We start from the raw sequence: 19,793 nt of genomic DNA on the forward strand, positions 1-19,793 counted from the left end.
GAACTCAAAGCGACTTTAGAGAAATTCACGCTGTTGAATCTATTTGAAAAAGATGGCGTAGGTTTATATAAGAAATTGAAGCATGCAACAATTATCGAAGAAATCGAAAGTCCGATCTTTGAGATAGATGATGCCGAAATAGCGGCGGTTGCTGTCCAAGCAACAGAAGAAAAACCACAGGTGAATGAACTGGTAATTGAAGAAGCAGAATTGGCAGACATCCACATTCCTGAGGACTTAATGGTCGCAACAGAGCAGCCTGAGCCAGAAGTATTGATCCAAACGATCGGATTTCCGGCTGGAGTTGATTTGTGGGAATTGAATGAAATGCAATCGCTGGCGGTTGTGACAGCTTGTTTACCGAAAGAGTATGCTTTGCAAAATGTGCAGGTTGATGATACTCAAGGACCTGCGAAGCTGGTTTTGATTGGAAGACTCAAGGAAGAATACACAGAGGTACCATTAGCGACACAATCACCACCAGAAGCGCCTAAGAAAAAAAGAAAACGTCTGCTTGATCGCATTCGAAAGCGAGAATAGTTTACCCTGTCGATCCCATCAAAAAATCCAACGTTGGTATGGGATTGATAAGTGGAGCTACTATCAAAACGGAATTCGCTGAACCAGCGATTTATTTGCAATGGGCTGAGGCTTGGTCTTATAAACAGGGAGGAACCGCCGCCAGAAATTTGATGATACAGGACATATCATTCGACTCAAAGTCGCATTTTTAATAAGCTTAGGAAAAAAGATTTGAGGGAAATGCGATGATCAAACTAGCGGTGGAAATAGATCAAGATATAACGAACATTCAATTTGATGAGCAAGGGACGATGGTGATCTATCGAGAGCTGAAAAAGCTCTCGGATTTGACCAGCGATGAACTGCTGCTGTACTTTAAGGGGCGTACGGCGCAGGCGATTGACTACGGGCAAAAGATCGACAAAAAAATAGTAAAAGAAGCAGACAGCTTAGTAAGAATTAATGTGCCATGGGATATTGAGGGTAAGGACCTGGCGCAGCAGATGCTGACTGTCTGGAATGACAATTCGCTGCAAACGAAGGGTTTGTTTGATACGCAAAAAATTGCCGCGAATCATTTTCCAGTCGTAGCGAATTATCAAAAGATATTATTTGAAATCTTGGCTACCTTTGGCTACGAGAATGAAAAAGTGAAGGCCAAGCCAGCGAAGGCCCAGCACCGCTGGAATAAAAAAGTCAGTGAAATTCCGTTTTATATTGATTACAATGATGCAAAAGGGGAAGTTGTTTGGCAAAAGCGCAATGAAATGCTGCTGAAGGCCGGAGCGAAGCTAAAACAGGAGATGCCATTGAATAAAGATGGCTCAGTCGGTTTTAGTGCGCGCTTAACAGAAAAATTGAGAGCAGATCATGCAGATCAAATTTCGGATTTTACGACGACAGAGGACATCGTGTTAAAAAGTGTCAACGAAGTCGGGATCTTTCTTTACTATGCCGGAACCAACGGCTGGCTTGTCTTGAAGGATAAAGCTGGGAAAACCATCGATGAATATACGGTTGTAAAGTAGGAGGAGCGGATGCGCTTCTCCTTTTCTCTATTGAATTTCCCGTTGACAAAGGGGTACTATCAAAGAAAAGGGATAAAGGAGCGGATGGTTTGAAATTAGCGATTATTTATTATAGTAAAACAGGACAGACAAAAGAAATGGCGGAAATTATTGCTCAAGGAATGAAAAAGGCGGGTAGTGAGGCACGTATATTTTCGGTGGATGAACCGATCAATACAGAATATGTGAATGACTGTTCGGGAATCGTTTTTGGGACACCGACGTACATGGCGACGAGTCATTGGCGAATTTCTCAGTGGCTGATGACAGAAAGCGGCAATTTTTCTTTGGCTGGGAAGTTAGGCGGCGGATTCGCGACGGCTCATTATGCGCAAGGCGGCAGTGATAGCGCGATTCTTTCTATGCTGGGAATGCTGCTGGTGAAGGGAATGCTGGTGTATTCAGGCGGTTCGGCTTTCGGCAAACCTTTTATCCATCATGGACCGGTGGCGCTTGATGCGGTAGGGGATCACTATGAAAAATCGAAGGAAATGTTTGAGCTTTTCGGTCAGCGTTTCGCGGAGAAGGCATTAGAATTATTTGAATAATAAAAAAAGAGGGAAGAATCATATCCGATTCTTTCCCTCTTTTTTTATAGGTCTAAATATTTGGTTAAATAATCTGCCATACCGTCTTCGGTGTTTGGTTTTTCGGTGATGTCATTTGCGACTGCTTTTACTTGATCAGTCCCATTTGCCATCGCGACACCCCAGCCAGCGAATTTCAGCATATCTACATCATTGTGCTCGTCGCCGAACGCAATAATGTCTTCTTGCTTCATATTAAAATTATCGATAACGCGCTTCAATCCATGCGCTTTTTGAATCCCTTTAGCTACGACCTCCAAAATCGGATTTGGTCCGCCCCATGTATTGACTTCGACCTCATGTCCGAATTGCTGTTTCAATTCCTCAGAAACACTGCCGACATTTTCCGGCTGGCTGCGTAATAAGACAGACGTTGGATTAGTTCGTAACGTATTGACCGTCAACAAATTCTCATCCGTAGCGAAATCGCTGGCGAAGAAGTGTTGATCAAAGAAATTCAAATCATCAATGAAAAAGGTCTCGCGATTTTCAGCGGCGATAAAATCCAGTTTTAGATTCTTCTTTTCCGCCATTAAATCAAACACGATTTTCCGATTAAATGATGTTTCTTGTTCACCGTCCCAATTTTTCCCAGGAAGATGCACAAGGGCGCCGTTAAAATTAATCATCGGCGTCGTCAATTGTAATTCCTGATAAAAATTTTTACTCATGCGATAAGGACGACCAGTTGCGATCACAACAGAATGACCGTCTTGAATCGCACGACGCAAGGTTCTTGCGGTTTTATCAGTAATTTTTGAATCTTGATTTAAAGTTGTACCATCCAAATCAATTGCGATTAATTTTTTCATAAAAACTCCTACTTCGTATTAATGTATTTATTTTTCTCAGGAAAAATAAGCCTGATTTTCAGCACGCATATCATTCCACTAAAGTGTTAACGTTGAAATTCTGCGAAAAGTGGAACTGACATCCTACTTCGTATTAATGTATTTATTTTTCTCAGGAAAAATAAGCCTGATTTTCAGCACGCATTTCATTCCACTAAAGTGTTAACGTTGAAATTCTGCGAAAAGTGGAACTGACATCCTACTTCGTATTAATGTATTTATTTTTCTTAGGAAAAATAAGCCTGATTTTCAGCACTCGTATCATTCCACTAAAGTGTCTGAAATGAATGAGCTAGCTCGGAAAATATGTCTGAATTTTTTTAAATAAAAATTCAATCAATTCTCGTGTGCCTACCATTTTACTAAACTTGTTTAAAGTAAGAAGTAGAACTGGCAAAAAGTGGAACTGAAACCCTACTTTCAATTTGTTTCAGTCTAGCACATCCATTGGAAAACGCAACCGTGGCGCTTGAAAAAAGCTGAAAGTCTTAGGAAAATTTCAAACTTCATGAGGGAGAAGAAAAGTTTTTTCCCTCAGACTCTGCTATAGTAGAGTCATAAAATTGGCGAGAGAGGGAGTCGAGAGGATGAAAATCAATTGGCGCAGGAATCTGTTGATCTCATGGATTGGGTGTTTTTTTACTGGCGCGAGCTTCAGTCTGGTGATGCCCTTTTTGCCGGTCTACATTGAACAATTAGGGACCGCGAAATCGCAGGTTGATCTATTTTCAGGGCTGGCGATTTCTGTAACGGCATTTTCAGCAGCGATCGTTGCACCATTATGGGGAAGCTTGGCCGATCGAAAAGGGCGCAGGCTGATGATGATTCGTGCGGCGGCCGGAATGACGTTTACGATGGGGTCGTTGGCTTTTGTTCCGAATGTCTATTGGTTATTGATCATGCGCTTTATGACCGGTGTGTTATCTGGCTATATGCCGAATGCGACGGCATTGATCGCTTCCCAAGTCCCTAGACAAAAAAGCGGTTGGGCACTAGGCACCCTGGCTACAGGCGGTGTCGCGGGAAACTTGATCGGACCCTTGATCGGCGGAATGCTGGCGCAATGGTTCGGTTTGCGGAATGTGTTCATCATCACCGGAGTCATTTTAATGATTTGTACATTTTTGACCGTCTTCATGGTCAAGGAAAATTTCCAGCCGATCGAAAAAGAAGACGTCATCAGTATGGCGGAATTACGGAAACGGATCAATTATATGCCGATCCTGATTGGCTTATTCATCAGTTCGCTGATCCTGCAAGTCGGGGTAACAAGTATCAGCCCAATTCTGACATTGTATATTCGTGATTTAAGCGGCTCCAGCAGCAATGCTTTGGTCATCAGCGGGTTTATTGTTTCAATCGCTGGGGTTTCGGCGATTGCTTCTTCTCCGACGCTGGGGAAAATCGGGGATCGGATCGGAAATCATAAGGTATTATTAGCAGGACTTGTTTTGTCGCTGTTCTGCTTTATTCCGATGGCTTTTGTAAAAACGCCCTTCCAACTGGGAGTGCTGCGTTTCTTCCTCGGATTCTCGACGGGAGCGCTGATGCCGTCCATTAATACGTTGATCAGCAAAATCAGTCCACCAGAAGGCGTCAGCCGTATTTTCAGCTACAATCAAATGTTTAATAATTTCGGACAAGTTATCGGTCCGATGCTTGGATCAACCGTCGCACACGCGATGGGCTACCCGGCCGTATTCCTAGTAACCAGCGCCTGCGTGTTCGGTAATATCATCTTGAGCGTCTTCAATTTCCGGAAGCTGCTGGTGACGAAGACGAAGATCTAAGTAACCCAAAATTAATGAGCCATAATAAGAATTGCTAATTTTTTAGCACAGGCATTTCTACCGGAAAAGTAGAGATGCCTTTTTAGTTGAAAAAAATACTGACTACAACTTTTGGCGGATGTTCATTGGAATAAATAACCTGTAAAATTAGATGTAGGAAGAAAATTGAAAGAGGCAGGTGTTTTTAATGAAAAAGCTAATGTTAGGTGTACTTTTGTTTGTCGGTGTTTTAAGCTTTACTGGATGCTCTGTTGGCGCGGGAAATTCAACTGATACAAGTAGTGATACAGGAATAAAAGTTGCGAAAAATCAAGATGCAGGTGAAGGAGAATTTACACTGATCCCAACCACGATTTCTGTGGATGACAATGAAATAGAATTCATGGCAGAAAATGTGAATGAAGACAAGGTAACTTTTGTTTATGTAGCAAATGAAAAAGTTTTTGAGCAAAAAATCAAAAATACCGAGAGCTACAAAATAAACATCAAAGGACTTAAAGACGCCCACAGAACCGATTACAAACCAAAAGTTCAATTTGTTCAGTTCCAAGAAGTCGATAGCGACAAGGATATGACGATGTTCAAACAAGAAAGATACCGTGTAGAAAAATAACCAACCAAAAGCATCGCTCTTTAACAAGAGGATGCTTTTTTGTCAGTTGCACTTTTTGCAGTGCGCATGTGGAGAAAACAAAGAAATAATTTATGGTAAATCTGGATTCGAACCGTTTAGTGCAATGATATGCGAAGCGAAGATAAACTTATTTTTCACGTTCTTAGAAAAATAGATTCCTTTTAATGAGATAGCTGCGAGTTCAGCTTTTTGCAATATTTATTAAACGAGATAGAAAATAGGTATTTTAAGATAAGAAACAGCTAGAGAAGTTTAGCAGAATCGTATGCGAAGCGAAGATAAACTTATTTTTCACGCACTTGGAAAAATAGATTCCTTTCAGTGAGATAGCCGCGAGTTCAGCTTTTAGCAGTATTTATTAAACAAGACGGGAAATAGGTATTTTAAGATAGGAAACAAATAAACGAGTTTAGCAGAACCCGTAGAAATAACAGCTTTCAGTTAAAAATAAATGGCTGGAAAATTATATTTTAAAGAAGAAATTATGCAACGAAAATATATAGGTTGAAATATAAATAATGGTGGTGTTAATATATTCTCTGGAATAACCTTTTTTTATTCTAATAAACGCGAGAAAATGATATTATTTTTACGCAACAGAAAAATATTGGAGAAGAAAATGAGAGAAGAAGACATCGCATATTCAGATATAGATTTTTTAGTAAGAAATCTAAGAAATAAAAACGTTCGAACTAAAACAGTTTTTTGCCAAGTTTATCATGATTTGGTATGGCTGCAGCTCGCTTTCACTAAGGATAAAAAAACCATTTTAGGAAATGAAAATAGGATACTCAATTTAACAGAAGATATCGAATACGTTGAGAAAGTTTACAAGAAACTCTACTGGAGATCTTATTATCTCTTCTTATTTCATTTCATCTATTTGGACTATACGGCTAAAGCACTCTTAAAACACGAGAAAGCTTTAGTAAAAGATATCGACAGTAAGTTGGAAAAAGATAGTGAGCAGTATTTTAAGTTCATCAAAGAATATGCCATTTTCGGAGAGAACAGGGATGCTGTTTTTCAAGAGGATTACTCGCTTTTCCGAGCGAACTATTATTTGTTAGCTACTTATAAAAGCTTCGTTGATGCAAAAAAAGAATATCGGGCGTTAAATAAAAAGGGGTCAAATTTTAACGAACTATTAGATATTTATGTTTTGGAGAAACACTTAGAGATAAGAAAAGAAGAGATGGTCGATAAAAATAAAATAATGATGATGTACCTCACTTACAATGACAATCCGAACAAATCCGAGGAAGATCGGACAAGTGTTTATCAGACCACTATTACGAAGGATCAGTTAGACTTTGGACCGTTTTCACATAAAAGGGCTCGGTTTATTGTAAGTAATTTTTATCAAATGAAACACTACAATTCCAGGTTGACCATAAAAGAATTTTTGGAAACAGAAGCCGGGGAATCAGTCGGCAGGGGAACTTTCTTAACCTATAAGAAATTCTACGATCAAAGATATGGAAAAAATACTTGGGATAAAACGGCCGCCGAGAAGGCTTATGTAAAATATGCCGCCGAGTTAGAGAACAATCCCTTCTTAAAAATAGACGCCAGCCTGGCTAAACGGCTCAATGTTAGCCAAAAAGCGTTGAGAAACCAAATCGAAAAAGAGCGGAGACGAGTCTAAAGAAGCTCAGAAAAAATTAGTTTGGTTGTTATGAGGCTAGGTTGGACAATTAACTGTCTACTTAACCAACGTTTCACCCTTTGAAATAAACAAAAAACCAGTTACAATAAAGTAACTGGTTTTTTCTATGCTTCAGCTTTTTTGGGTGATACAAAACGTACGGCAATAAGTGCGATAACACCAACGATCAATGATATAATCGTAGATAATTCAAAGTTATAAGAACCACTTTGCAAGGCACCGCCTAGATAACAAACGGCTTGTCCAATTGCGAAAGCCCAAAATAATGTAACTAGATATTTCATCAAGAGCACCTCTTTTCGCAGGAAATTCTAGGTTTAGTTTAGCATTATTTTTGAAAATGTAAAGAAAAGACTTGTCTCGCCAGTTCAACTCTTTTTTTGGCGAGATTAGGAGAATGATAAACGAACTGCACATCAGACTTATTTTTCCTTAAGAAAAATAAATACCTTAATACGAAGTAGGATGTCAGTTCCACTTTTTGCCAGTTCTACTTCTTGCTTTAGCAAGTTTAGTAGAATGGTATGCGTACGAGAATCTATTGAATTTTTCTTAAAAAAATTCAAACCAATTTTCCGAGCTAGCTCATTCATTTCAGACACTTTAGTGGAATGATATACGTGCTGAGCATCAGACTTATTTTTCCTTAAGAAAAATAAATACCTTAATACGAAGTAGGATGTCAGTTCCACTTTTTGCAGAATTTCAGTATTAACACTTTAGTGGAATGATATACGTGCTGAGCATCAGACTTATTTTTCCCAAGAAAAATAAATACCTTAATACGAAGTAGGAGGATCTCATGAATTTACCACAACTTTATACGAAAACTTCCTATTCATTACTGAAAAGTACCTTAACGATCAGCGAATACGTGGAATCAGCGAAAGCTCGCGGATATTCTGCGATTGCGATCACCGATGAGAATGTTTTATATGGGGCCGTAGAATTTTTCAAGGCCTGCCAGAAGCATCAAATGATCGGCATCATCGGCTTGGAGTTGGATTTTCATTCTGAAGAAGCCACTGAAAAAATCTTGTTTTATGCTAAAAATGTCGCTGGCTATCAGGAATTGATGCGGCTATCCAGCACGCGCATGATGGCGGAGAAGCCCCAGACATTATCTGACTATCAGATCAATGGTGAGCATCTGATTACCGTTCTTCCTGTTGATGGAATATACGAACCGCTGGAATCAATCATTCCAAAGATCACTCAATCGATCACCGGCGAGGTCTATTTAGGAATTTCACCGGCAACGAAAACTTCGGAGTTGCCGACAAGCTTGCCGAAAATTGCGATCCATGAAGTGGCGTATCTGGACTCCAATCAAGCGTTTGCGATCAAAGTCATGGGCCACATTCAAAACGGCAGTCAACTGCCGCGAGAAGAATTGACCAATCAGCTGGGGGATAATTACTTAATCGAGAGGGATAATCTAGTGGCTGGTTTCGAAGATCAGGCAGCGCTAGCCAATGCCCAAAAACTCGTTGATGCTTGTCAATTTGACCTGCCTTTACGTCAGAAATTGTTGCCTCATTATCCGGTACCTACGCAGCAAACGGCGGATGCGTATTTGCAGGAGCTTTGCTGGCAGAAATTACCGGAGCGGATCGTAGATGTCACCGAGGAATATCGTCAGCGGCTGACTCGCGAATTAGGGATTATCCATAACATGGGCTTCGATGATTATTTCTTGATTGTCTGGGATGTGATGGATTATGTGCATCGCAGCAAGATTGTTTCTGGTGCCGGTCGAGGGTCTGCGGCGGGTTCACTCGTCGCCTATGTTCTGAGTATTACCGATGTCGATCCGATCAAATACAATCTATTGTTCGAACGATTCTTGAATCCGGAACGAAACAGCATGCCCGATATTGATTTGGATATTCCTGACAACCGCCGAAATCAGGTGCTGCACTATGTTCATGATAAATACGGTCATTTCCATGTTTCGCAAATTGCGACATTCGGCACGATGGCGGCGAAAATGGTTCTGAGAGATGTTGGCCGGGTCTTCGGCTTATCTCAAAGCGAGGCAAACCGCTGGTCGAAGGCGATCCCTAATCAATTGAAAATCACGTTAAAAGAAGCGTATGAAAAGTCCGAGCCGTTAAAACGCCTAGTGGCAAATGACGAGCGCAGTAATTTGATGTTCCAAACAGCTTTGAGCTTAGAAGGCCTGCCGCGGCATGTCTCCACCCACGCAGGCGGCGTCGTAATCAGCGATGTGAACTTGATCGATGTGGTTCCGCTGCAAAATGGTTCGGAGGATATTTTGCTGACGCAATTCACCATGGGCGATGTGGAAGCCATCGGACTGTTGAAGATGGATTTCCTTGGTCTGCGGAATCTTTCCATTATTGACAATGCGCTGCAAAATGTTCGGCGTGTCTATCAAGAAGACTTGAACTTAAAAAATGTGCCCTTGGACGATCCGGAAACGCTGGCTTTATTCCAGCGGGGCGAGACAAGCGGCGTGTTCCAATTTGAATCCGCTGGTATCCGCAAAGTGCTGCGCAATCTGCATCCGACATCCTTTGAAGACATCGTGGCGGTCAATGCGCTGTATCGGCCGGGTCCGATGCAGATCATTGATCAGTTTATCGCACGGAAGAATGGCAAAGAGCAGGTAAGCTATCCCGATGTTTCTGTTCAGCAGATTCTAGCGCCGACCTATGGGTTTATCGTCTACCAAGAGCAGATCATGCAGGTAGCCGCTCAGATGGCGGGCTTCAGCTTAGGCGAGGCCGATATTCTGCGGCGTGCCGTCAGCAAAAAGAAAAAAGACTTATTAGATGAAGAAAGACGTCATTTTGTCAGCGGAGCGGTTGGCCGCGGGCACAGTCAGCAGAGTGCCGAAGAGGTATATGACTATATCGAACGTTTTGCCAACTATGGGTTCAACCGATCCCACTCGGTGGCATATAGCTTCGTAGGGTATCAAATGGCTTATTTGAAGGTCCATTATCCTGGCGCTTTCTACACCGCACTGATGCAATCGGTTCGCAATGATCCGAAGAAGCTGCGTGAATACATCGCCGAGGCCAATCGTGCTGGGGTGAAATTATTAGCACCGGACATCAATCGCAGCAGCTACAGCTTTACCTTAGTTGAGAAGAATCTGATTCGTTTTGGTCTGGATGCGATCAAAGGCATGCGGCGTGATTTTGTCAGTGATATTTTGACGACTCGCAAGGAAGAAGGCCCCTTCAAATCCTTGGATCAATTTCTGCTGCGGATCGAATCGCGCTGGTTGAAGATTGATTATATCGCGCCGTTGATTTTTATTGGCGCCTTCGATGAACTTCATCCCAATCGGCGGGAATTAGCCGATGGGCTGGAAGGGAAAATCCAAAATGTCGAATACAGCGGCGGCAGTATGTCCTTGCTGGATGTGATGAGTCTAAAGGAACGACCATCCGAAGATTTTACATTGGCGGAACGCTTGAATTACGAGGAGCAATATCTCGGGTTGTATGTCTCTGGACATCCAACTGAAAACTTCCCTAAATTATTGAAACAAAAGGACTTGCAGCCGATCACAGAGCTTTCTGTCGGCAGTCACGGAAAAATTCTCTTCTATTTAAAGGATATACGCGAGATCCGTACTAAAAAAGGCGAGCAGATGGCCTTCTTGACCGGAAATGATCAAAGCGGTGAAATTTCGTTGACCGTCTTCCCGCAAACCTATCGCCGCTTACGCAAAGAGATTGAGCTTGAAAAAGTGTATCTGGTTCAAGGAAAGGTAGAGCGCAGCCGCTATGATCAAGCGATCCAATTACTAGTCGAAGAAATGATTTCGGCGCAAACCGCCGAAGATGATATTAGCGATAAAACACTATTTTTGCGGGTGCAGGCCGAACAGGATACCAGTGAAATTCAGCAAGGAATTGCCGAAAGACTTCAATTATCACCAGGAAAAGTTCCAGTTGTGATCTATTATGAGAAAAGTCGGCGGAAGATTGTGCTGGATAAAAAGTTTTGGGTGGGGGTTAATGACACCCTGTTAAATGCTTTAAGTGACATATTAGGGGAACAAAACGTCGTAATAAGATGATTTCTTGTAACTTTCAAAAACTTTTTTCAAAATACGAGCTTTTCCCGTAGACATCCCAAGACTTTTGGGATGTTTTTTGGTAGAATGTACCATGAATTAAACGATGTATGTTTTTTTGAGAATACTTATGAGGTGAGAAAATGAAACGCATTGGAATTTTAACAAGTGGAGGAGACGCTCCCGGAATGAACGCTGCCGTTCGTGCGGTTGTTCGTAAAGCGATTTTCGAAGGCATGGAAGTATATGGCATCAATTATGGTTTTGCCGGTCTAGTTGCTGGTGATATCCGTCGTTTGGATGTCGCAGATGTTGGTGACAAGATTCAACGAGGCGGAACTTTCTTATATTCAGCTCGTTACCCAGAATTTGCTACTGAAGAAGGGCAATTAAAAGGGATCGAACAATTGAAAAAATTCGGTATCGAAGGATTAGTCGTTATCGGTGGTGACGGATCTTACCACGGTGCGATGGCTTTGACAAAACATGGCTATCCAGCTGTCGGTATCCCAGGAACGATCGACAATGATATTCCAGGAACAGACTTCACGATCGGTTTTGATACTGCGACGAATACCGTATTAGAATCCGTTGACCGTATCCGTGATACAGCGACTTCACACGTTCGTACCTTCGTTATCGAAGTAATGGGACGTAACGCGGGCGATATCGCTTTATGGTCAGGTGTTGCAGGCGGCGCTGATGAAATCGTCATCCCTGAGCATGAATTTGACATGGAACGTATTGCCAAGAAAATCCAAGCAGGCCGCGATCGCGGGAAGAAACATTGCTTGATCATCTTAGCTGAAGGCGTTATGGGCGGAAATGAATTCGCTGATAAACTAGCTGAATACGGTGACTTCCATACACGTGTCAGTGTATTAGGTCACGTTGTCCGCGGTGGTTCACCAAGCGCACGCGACCGTGTATTAGCCAGCAAATTCGGTTCATATGCCGTTGACTTATTGTTAGAAGGCAAAGGCGGATTATGTATCGGTATCGAAGACAACAAAGTCGTAGCTGCTGACATCGTTGATACATTAGAAAACAACAAACACAAACCTGACTTATCATTATATGGTTTGAACAACGAAATCTCATTTTAATCTCGTTAATAATAGTGAAAAAAGCTATATATTATAAACAACAAGAATGGAGCGTATTACGTAATGAAAAAAACGAAGATCGTTAGTACTTTAGGACCTGCAAGTAACACTGTTGAAACAATCTCTGAATTAATTGAAGCAGGTGCTAACGTGTTCCGTTTCAACTTCTCACACGGAGATCACGAAGAACAATTGTCACGCATGAACATGGTTCGTGAAGCAGTAGAAAAAACTGGTAAAGATGTCGGTATCCTTTTAGATACTAAAGGTGCTGAAATCCGTACAACTGTTCAAGATACTACAGACGCAGATTACGGCCGCGCTGGTTATATTGAATTTAACGTAGGTGACGAAACACGCATCTCAATGGACTCTGAACATAAAGGAACAAAAGAAAAAATCGCTGTTACTTACCCAGGACTATTCGACGATGCTCACATCGGCGGACACATTTTATTCGATGATGGCTTGATCGACATGGAAATCGTTGATAAAGACGATGCCAACCGTGAATTAGTAATGGTTGTTAAAAATGCTGGTATGCTAGGTTCTCGTAAAGGTGTTAACGCTCCTGGAATCTCAATCAACTTGCCAGGTATCACAGAAAAAGATGCAGACGATATCCGTTTTGGTTTAGACAACGACATCAACTTTATCGCTGCAAGTTTTGTTCGTAAAGCACAAGACGTTCTTGATATCCGTGAAATCATTGAAGAAAAAAATATGAACCACGTTCATATCTTCCCTAAAATCGAATCACAAGAAGGTATCGACAACATCGACGAAATCATCAAAGTTTCTGATGGTATCATGATCGCTCGTGGGGACATGGGTGTTGAAATCGCGCCTGAACTAGTTCCTATGGTTCAAAAACGTATCATCAAAAAATGTAACGCTGCCGGTAAACCAGTTATCACAGCAACTCAAATGTTAGAATCAATGCAAGAAAACCCACGTCCAACACGTGCGGAAGCATCTGACGTTGCCAACGCTGTATTTGACGGAACTGACGCTACAATGCTTTCTGGTGAATCTGCAAATGGTAAATACCCAGTTGAAGCTGTTGGTACAATGGCTCGTATCGATATGGAAGCTGAATCTGCATTGTCAGAATTAGGTTCATTCCAAATCAACGAATTCGACAAATCTAACGTAACTGAAACAATCGGTTTATCTGTAGCTCGCGCTGCGAAAAACTTAGGCGTTAAAACAATCGTTGCGGCAACTGAATCAGGACACACTGCACGTATGATCTCTAAATACCGTCCAGATGCTGACATCCTAGCTGTAACATTTGACGAACATACAAAACGCAGCTTGATGGTTAACTGGGGAGTATTCCCAACAGTTGCTGAAAAACCAACAACAACTGACGAAATGTTCGACCTAGCTGCTCAAAAAGCTGTTGATTTAGGCTTTGCTACAGAAGGCGACTTGATCTTGATCACTGCCGGTGTGCCAGTTGGTGAACGCGGAACTACAAACGTTATGAAAGTTCAAATGATCGGTTCTAAATTATTACAAGCACAAGGTATCGGTGAATCAACAGTCGTGGCTCACGCAGTCGTTGCTAAAAACGCTGAAGAAGCAATCAAAAACGCGAAAGACGGTATGGTTTTAGTTGTTCCTACAACTGATAAAGACTACATGCCTGCAATCGAAAAAGCTTCTGCTTTGATCGTTGAAGATGGCGGCTTGACTTCACACGCTGCTGTTGTCGGTATCGCTCAAGATATCCCAGTAGTAGTTGGTGCAACTGACGCAACTTCAACAGTCGTTGATGGCGAATTAGTTACTGTTGACCCTCGTCGTGGTATCGTCTACCGTGGACAAACAACAGCGATCTAAATTCTAGATTGTCGTTTCAAAAGGATTTTTTGGGACTGCGGCAAACTGTCGCGGTCCTTTTTGTCAGAATATAAGAGTGAAAATAGCGTTTATGGTTATTTAGAACGTTTGTATCCAATCAGTATAGCGCGATGATATGCCGACGATGATAAGTATAAAATTTAAAAAATTTATTTTTCCGATTATTTGAGTCGGCCGACAGTATAGATTGATTGGCCTTTAATTTGAATAAACTATTAAGTTTCTTCTGACATCCAGCTTTTCGAGCGAACTTTTTTCGACGGAAAGCAAAAATTTATAAAAATCTGAGGAGCGATTTCCCTAAATTTTAGTTTTGTCGCTCAAAAGCTAAAAGAGCTTGTTCAGCTTTTAAAGGTGTCAAGAAAATTTCATTGACAAAGGTTTTTTCCACCTGTATAATATCGATTGTTGCTTATGAGGTGATGAATGATGAAATGGTCGATTGGCGAATTGCGCCGCTACAAAGAAGAAGCACTAAATTTTTCAGAAACGATTGATGTGAATGACGCATTGATAGCCCGCGACAATGAAGTCTTAGCGGTAACTCCCGTTACTGTAGAAGGAATCTTGTCTGTCGGAAAAAATGAATATATTTTACATTATCGCTTGAAAACTATTGTAACTGTTCCTTCAGCCCGCTCCTTGGAACCAGTTGATCTACCACTTGATCTTTCGGTGGACGAAGTATTCATGACACGGGAGCAATGGTCTTCAATGGAAGAAGAACGAGACGAAGAGATCCTTGTCCTAGACAATGATACGATCGACTTGACCGATTCTATCGAAGATAACATTTTATTAGCGATTCCGCTGCAAGTCTTCACTGAGGAAGAACGAAATTCTTCTGATTTACCAAAAGGTAACGATTGGGAAGTCGTAAGTGAAGAAGAGTATTTGCAGAAAAAAGAATCCGCTGAAACAATTGATCCTCGTCTTGCAAAATTATCTGAACTATTCAACGAATCGGAAGATGACAAGTAAGATTGGAATAAAATGTATCAGTAAATGATACTTCATTTTATAAGGAGGTGTAACACCCAATGGCAGTACCAGCTAGAAAAACATCAAAAGCTAAAAAGAACAAACGTCGTACTCACTACAAATTGACCATTAAAGGATTAAACGAATGTCCTAACTGTGGCGAAATGAAGAAGAGCCATCACGTATGTGCCAACTGCGGCTACTATGATGGAAAAGATGTTATGTCTAAAGAAGCATAAGAACTTTTTAATAGAGAAAGTTAAAACCTCAAGACTAACCATGGAGTCTTGAGGTTTTTTTCTTAGATAAAAATGGATGGAAGTCATTTAATGAAAAATAGCTTCTCATCCTGATATTGAATTTCAGCAGTTTAATTTCTGAGAAGTTTTCTTGAATCTTTTCGGATTAAAAACACTATTCATTTTCCATTCTCACTTTCTTAGGATATAATGAGAATCGTATTGAGTAATTAGGAGGGTATACTATGTCAAAACAACAATTCGGCGTCGTCGGTATGGCCGTGATGGGAAAAAACCTAGCTTTAAATATTGAAAGCCGCGGCTATTCAGTGGCCTTGTATAATCGTACAGGATCAAAAACTGAAGCGGTGGTAGCGGAACATCCCGATCGCAAGTTAAAAGCAACTTTTTCAATCGAGGAGTTTGTTGATTCGATCGAGAAGCCACGTCGTATCCTATTAATGGTGCAAGCTGGACCAGCAACGGATGCAACGATCCAATCACTATTACCACATTTAGATAAAGGCGACATTCTGATCGATGGAGGGAACACCTTCTTTAAAGATACGATCCGTCGTAACGAAGAATTAGCGAACTCAGGAATCAATTTCATCGGTACGGGCGTTTCCGGCGGTGAAAAAGGTGCATTAGAAGGCCCTTCAATGATGCCAGGCGGACAAAAAGAAGCGTATGATTTAGTCGCTCCTATTTTTGAACAAATTGCTGCCAAAGCAGAAGACGGTGAACCATGTGTTACTTACATCGGCGAAAACGGTGCAGGCCACTACGTCAAAATGGTTCATAACGGAATCGAATACGGCGATATGCAATTAATCGCTGAATCTTATGATTTGATGCAAAACTTACTCGGCCTTTCAGTAGATGAAATGGCGGAAGTATTCTCAGAATGGAACAAAGGCGAATTAGACAGCTACTTGATCGAGATCACAGCGGATATCTTGACTCGCAAAGATGACGAAGGCACGGATAAAGCTATCGTGGACGTGATTAAAGATGCTGCCGGAAATAAAGGTACAGGTAAATGGACGTCACAAAGCGCTTTAGACTTAGGTGTACCGCTGCCATTGATCACTGAATCTGTTTTTGCTCGTTTCATTTCTGCATATAAAGAAGAACGTGTGGCAGCCAGCAAAGTTCTTGCTGGACCAGCTCCTTATAAATATGAAGGCGATAAGCAAGAATTAATCGAAAAAATCCGTGAAGCACTTTATTTCAGTAAAATCATGAGCTATGCTCAAGGCTTCTCTGAACTACGTGCCGCATCAAAAGAATTTGGCTGGGACTTGCCATTCGGTGAAATCGCGAAGATCTGGCGTGCAGGATGTATTATCCGAGCTCGTTTCTTACAAAAAATCACCGATGCTTATGAAAAAGACGCTGACCTTGCAAACTTAATGTTAGATGACTACTTCAAAGAAATCACTGACAAATATCAACAAGCAGTCCGCGAAGTTGTGGCCATCGCTGTTCAAGCAGGCGTACCGGTACCAACATTCTCATCTGCGATCACCTATTACGATTCTTACCGCGCTGAACGATTACCAGCAAACCTGATCCAAGCACAACGTGATTACTTCGGTGCTCATACCTATGAACGTACGGACAAAGAAGGAATTTATCACTACAGCTGGTACCATGAAGAATAGCATGAGTTATTTATAACAATACTGATAACTAACTATAGCTTTTTGACAGGTTTAGCCCTATAATGATAGAGGTTTAATGAAATTCAACTTGGAAAGGAACTAAAAAAATGAGTAATATTCTGATCATTGAAGATGAAAAAAATCTAGCTCGTTTTGTCGAACTAGAATTGAAGCACGAAGGCTATGATACAGAAGTTCATTATAATGGTAGAACAGGACTTGAAGCCGCTTTGGAAAGCGACTGGGATGCAATCTTGCTTGATTTGATGCTCCCTGAGTTAAACGGTTTGGAAGTTTGTCGTCGTGTTCGTCAAGTTAAAAATACGCCGATCATCATGATGACCGCCCGTGACTCTGTAATCGACCGCGTTTCAGGTTTGGATCATGGTGCAGATGACTATATCGTCAAACCATTTGCTATCGAAGAATTATTAGCACGTTTGCGTGCCTTACTTCGCCGAATCGATATCGAAGGGGATAAGAACGTTGCGAAACAAACAACGATTACTTATCGCGATTTAACGATCGAAAAAGAAAACCGTGTCGTTCGCCGAGGCAATGAAATTATTGAGCTGACAAAACGTGAATACGAATTATTATTGACGCTTATGGAGAATGTCAATGTTGTTCTTGCTCGGGATGTGTTACTTAATAAGGTCTGGGGCTACGAAACAGAAGTAGAAACAAACGTTGTTGACGTGTATATCCGTTACCTGCGTAATAAAATCGATGTACCAGGTGAGGACAGCTATATTCAAACTGTTCGTGGTACTGGGTACGTTATGCGCTCATGAGAAAATTGATCAAGAAACAAAGAGAACTGAAAGGGCCCTCACTTACCATCAAGTGGGCCTTTACAAGTTCTTTCTTTATATTCGTCGTATTTACGATCTTTGCAGTTATTACGTATAAGTCTTCGGTCAATCTGATCGTGACGAAGGAAAGAAACAATGTAGAACGAACGATCTCTGAAGTTACTTCTCGTTTATCCAATGCGAATGAAGAGCTGACACTGGTCAATACCTATCGCACTTTGACAGAATCAGACAGTCAGGATAATGCTATCTATGATCAAAATATGACATTAGAAGGCAATATGATGCGGATCGATGACTTTATTTCAGAGTTAGGACAGCGCCAGTTGTCTTTAGATATCTATAATTTAGATAAGAAGCTGATTTTTAAAACGCAAAAGGATTATCGTCCACTAGTGCAGACGAAGCATAAGGAGCCGACCATCGTAACTGTTGATGAGAATAATGGCTTTTTATCTGTTGAACCGATCTATTCTAAGGAAACACGGGAGAAGATCGGCTATGCCCAAGTATTTTATGAATTATCCGATTTCTATGAAATGCGCAGCAAGTTACTACTGACGCTGATCGTATTAGAGATTGTTTCACTGCTTTTGAGCAGTTTCTTAGGCTTCTTACTGTCTTCTTATTTCTTGAAGCCGGTCAAGATATTGCGCGATACGATGGAGATCATTCGTCAAGATCCGCAAGCAGAAGTGCATGTGCCGGATATTACTACTAATGATGAGTTGGCGGATTTAGCAGTCATCTTTAATGATGTGATTGATCGCATTCGAATGTATATCGAGCAGCAGGAGCAATTTGTGGAAGATGTGTCTCACGAATTGAGAACACCAGTAGCAGTAATCGAAGGTCATTTGAATATGTTGAACCGCTGGGGCAAAGATGATCCAGAAATATTGGATGAATCAATCCAAGCCAGTCTGCAGGAGCTTGTACGTATGAAGAGCCTAGTGCAGGAAATGCTGGATCTTTCTCGTGCCGAACAAGTGGATGTCTATTATGGTAATGAGACTTCAAAGGCAAAAGATGTTACTTATCAAGTGTTTAATAATTTCAAATTACTTTATCCTGAATTTACCTTTACGTTGGATGATGATTTAGATGGCGAGAAAATGCTGAAAATCTATCGCAATCACTTAGAACAAATTTTGATCATCATTTTAGACAATGCGGTGAAATATTCTACGGACCGCAAGGAAGTACACATTTCTGTTTCTTCAACAATGAATAAGTTTGAAATCGCGATCCAAGACTTTGGTGAAGGAATTCCGAATGAAGATATTGATAAAGTATTTAATCGTTTTTATCGAGTGGATAAAGCCCGCGCCCGTACAAAAGGCGGAAATGGACTAGGATTATCGATCGCCCACAAACTTTTAGAGAGTTATAAAGGCAGTATCAGTGTCGAAAGCTCTGTTGGCAAGGGCACAATTTTTAGAATTTTTATTCCAATGGTGGAAGAGAAAACAGCTGAGTAGAACTCGGCTGTTTTTTTATGCGAAGGTTACAAAATATTTTCACTCAAGATAGCGTTATTTTTGTTTTAAAATCGAACGTTATTTTGGAGTTTTAAATGAACGTTCGAAAAATAAAAAAGTTTAAAAAAATGTGCAAAAAATAGTTGCATTACCACTTGAAGATTGCTATATTATTAAATGTTCCCAAGAGAGCAAAACATCTCGAAAAAAAATTAAAATAATTGTTGACGGATGAAAAATCTTGTGGTATTTTTATAAAGTCGCTTGAACGAAATATAAAGCAAACTTGTTTTTTTATCAAAAAGTTTTTAAATAAAAGTTGTTGACTTTTAAATGGAAACCTGCTAAGATATAAAAGTTGCTGAAACAAAGCGACAAACTATGTAGACCTTTGAAAACTGAACGAATAAAACAAACCAAATGTGTAGGGCGTTTCTATTTAATAGAAACAAACAACA

The 19,793-nt window shown here is 40.9% G+C and carries 16 protein-coding genes; 14 read left to right on the forward strand and 2 right to left on the reverse strand.

Annotated features, from left to right (window positions below; genetic code table 11):
* The 3 genes from FFR60_RS22475 to FFR60_RS22485 form a co-directional block, all read left to right on the forward strand.
* Window positions 1-540 (forward strand): DUF2922 domain-containing protein (locus tag FFR60_RS22475; protein WP_171005016.1); only part of this gene is annotated, 540 nt, incomplete at its 5' end.
* 227 nt (window positions 541-767) lie between these two features.
* Window positions 768-1,550, forward strand: a complete 783-nt coding sequence (locus tag FFR60_RS22480; protein WP_137665913.1) for a hypothetical protein — start codon at window positions 768-770, stop codon at window positions 1,548-1,550.
* Window positions 1,551-1,639: 89 nt separating this feature from the next.
* Complete coding sequence (locus FFR60_RS22485) at window positions 1,640-2,137, forward strand: flavodoxin family protein (RefSeq protein ID WP_137665914.1); 498 nt, start codon at window positions 1,640-1,642, stop codon at window positions 2,135-2,137.
* Window positions 2,138-2,181: 44 nt separating this feature from the next.
* Here the strand turns inward: FFR60_RS22485 and FFR60_RS22490 are convergent, their stop codons facing one another.
* Entirely contained in the window at window positions 2,182-2,988 is an 807-nt protein-coding gene (locus FFR60_RS22490) for a Cof-type HAD-IIB family hydrolase (protein WP_088932753.1), read from the reverse strand.
* Window positions 2,989-3,614: 626 nt separating this feature from the next.
* On the opposite strand from FFR60_RS22490, the gene FFR60_RS22495 reads away from it, so the two are divergent.
* The 3 genes from FFR60_RS22495 (at window position 3,615) to FFR60_RS22505 (ending at window position 7,099) form a co-directional block, all read left to right on the forward strand.
* Window positions 3,615-4,817 carry a multidrug efflux MFS transporter gene (locus FFR60_RS22495; RefSeq protein ID WP_137665915.1) on the forward strand — a complete coding sequence of 401 codons (1,203 nt, stop codon included), beginning with the start codon at window positions 3,615-3,617 and terminating at the stop codon, window positions 4,815-4,817.
* A 187-nt stretch (window positions 4,818-5,004) separates the two neighbouring features.
* Entirely contained in the window at window positions 5,005-5,430 is a 426-nt protein-coding gene (locus FFR60_RS22500; RefSeq protein ID WP_137665916.1) for a hypothetical protein, read from the forward strand.
* Between the two features lie 640 nt (window positions 5,431-6,070).
* Complete coding sequence (locus FFR60_RS22505) at window positions 6,071-7,099, forward strand: hypothetical protein (RefSeq protein WP_137665917.1); 1,029 nt, start codon at window positions 6,071-6,073, stop codon at window positions 7,097-7,099.
* Between the two features lie 125 nt (window positions 7,100-7,224).
* Here the strand turns inward: FFR60_RS22505 and FFR60_RS22510 are convergent, their stop codons facing one another.
* Window positions 7,225-7,404 (reverse strand): YjzD family protein, encoded by a 180-nt coding sequence (locus FFR60_RS22510; protein ID WP_088932751.1) that lies wholly within the window; start codon window positions 7,402-7,404, stop codon window positions 7,225-7,227.
* 518 nt (window positions 7,405-7,922) lie between these two features.
* Here FFR60_RS22510 and FFR60_RS22515 point away from each other — a divergent pair.
* The 8 genes from FFR60_RS22515 to FFR60_RS22550 all read left to right on the forward strand — a co-directional run bounded on the left by FFR60_RS22515 (window position 7,923) and on the right by FFR60_RS22550 (window position 19,335).
* Entirely contained in the window at window positions 7,923-11,180 is a 3,258-nt protein-coding gene (locus FFR60_RS22515) for a DNA polymerase III subunit alpha (protein ID WP_137665918.1), read from the forward strand.
* A 140-nt stretch (window positions 11,181-11,320) separates the two neighbouring features.
* On the forward strand, window positions 11,321-12,283 hold the full coding sequence (gene pfkA / locus FFR60_RS22520) for a 6-phosphofructokinase (RefSeq protein ID WP_088932749.1): 963 nt from the start codon (window positions 11,321-11,323) through the stop codon (window positions 12,281-12,283).
* A 63-nt stretch (window positions 12,284-12,346) separates the two neighbouring features.
* Entirely contained in the window at window positions 12,347-14,131 is a 1,785-nt protein-coding gene (gene pyk / locus FFR60_RS22525) for a pyruvate kinase (RefSeq protein ID WP_088932748.1), read from the forward strand.
* 450 nt (window positions 14,132-14,581) lie between these two features.
* Window positions 14,582-15,133: a YceD family protein gene (locus FFR60_RS22530; protein WP_088934640.1), complete on the forward strand. Its 552-nt coding sequence runs from the start codon at window positions 14,582-14,584 to the stop codon at window positions 15,131-15,133.
* Between the two features lie 59 nt (window positions 15,134-15,192).
* Window positions 15,193-15,372: a 50S ribosomal protein L32 gene (gene rpmF, locus FFR60_RS22535; RefSeq protein ID WP_010740070.1), complete on the forward strand. Its 180-nt coding sequence runs from the start codon at window positions 15,193-15,195 to the stop codon at window positions 15,370-15,372.
* A gap of 245 nt (window positions 15,373-15,617) precedes the next feature.
* Complete coding sequence (gene gnd, locus FFR60_RS22540) at window positions 15,618-17,039, forward strand: NADP-dependent phosphogluconate dehydrogenase (RefSeq protein ID WP_088932747.1); 1,422 nt, start codon at window positions 15,618-15,620, stop codon at window positions 17,037-17,039.
* Between the two features lie 107 nt (window positions 17,040-17,146).
* Window positions 17,147-17,833 (forward strand): response regulator transcription factor, encoded by a 687-nt coding sequence (locus FFR60_RS22545; protein WP_010740068.1) that lies wholly within the window; start codon window positions 17,147-17,149, stop codon window positions 17,831-17,833.
* Window positions 17,830-19,335, forward strand: coding sequence for a HAMP domain-containing sensor histidine kinase (locus tag FFR60_RS22550; protein WP_137665919.1), 1,506 nt, complete (start codon window positions 17,830-17,832; stop codon window positions 19,333-19,335). Before FFR60_RS22545 ends, FFR60_RS22550 begins: the two co-directional genes overlap by 4 nt.
* The last annotated feature ends 458 nt before the right edge of the window (window positions 19,336-19,793 follow it).

It is taken from the genome of Enterococcus hulanensis (assembly GCF_005405485.1).
GTDB classification, from domain to species: Bacteria; Bacillota; Bacilli; order Lactobacillales; family Enterococcaceae; genus Enterococcus_A; species Enterococcus_A hulanensis.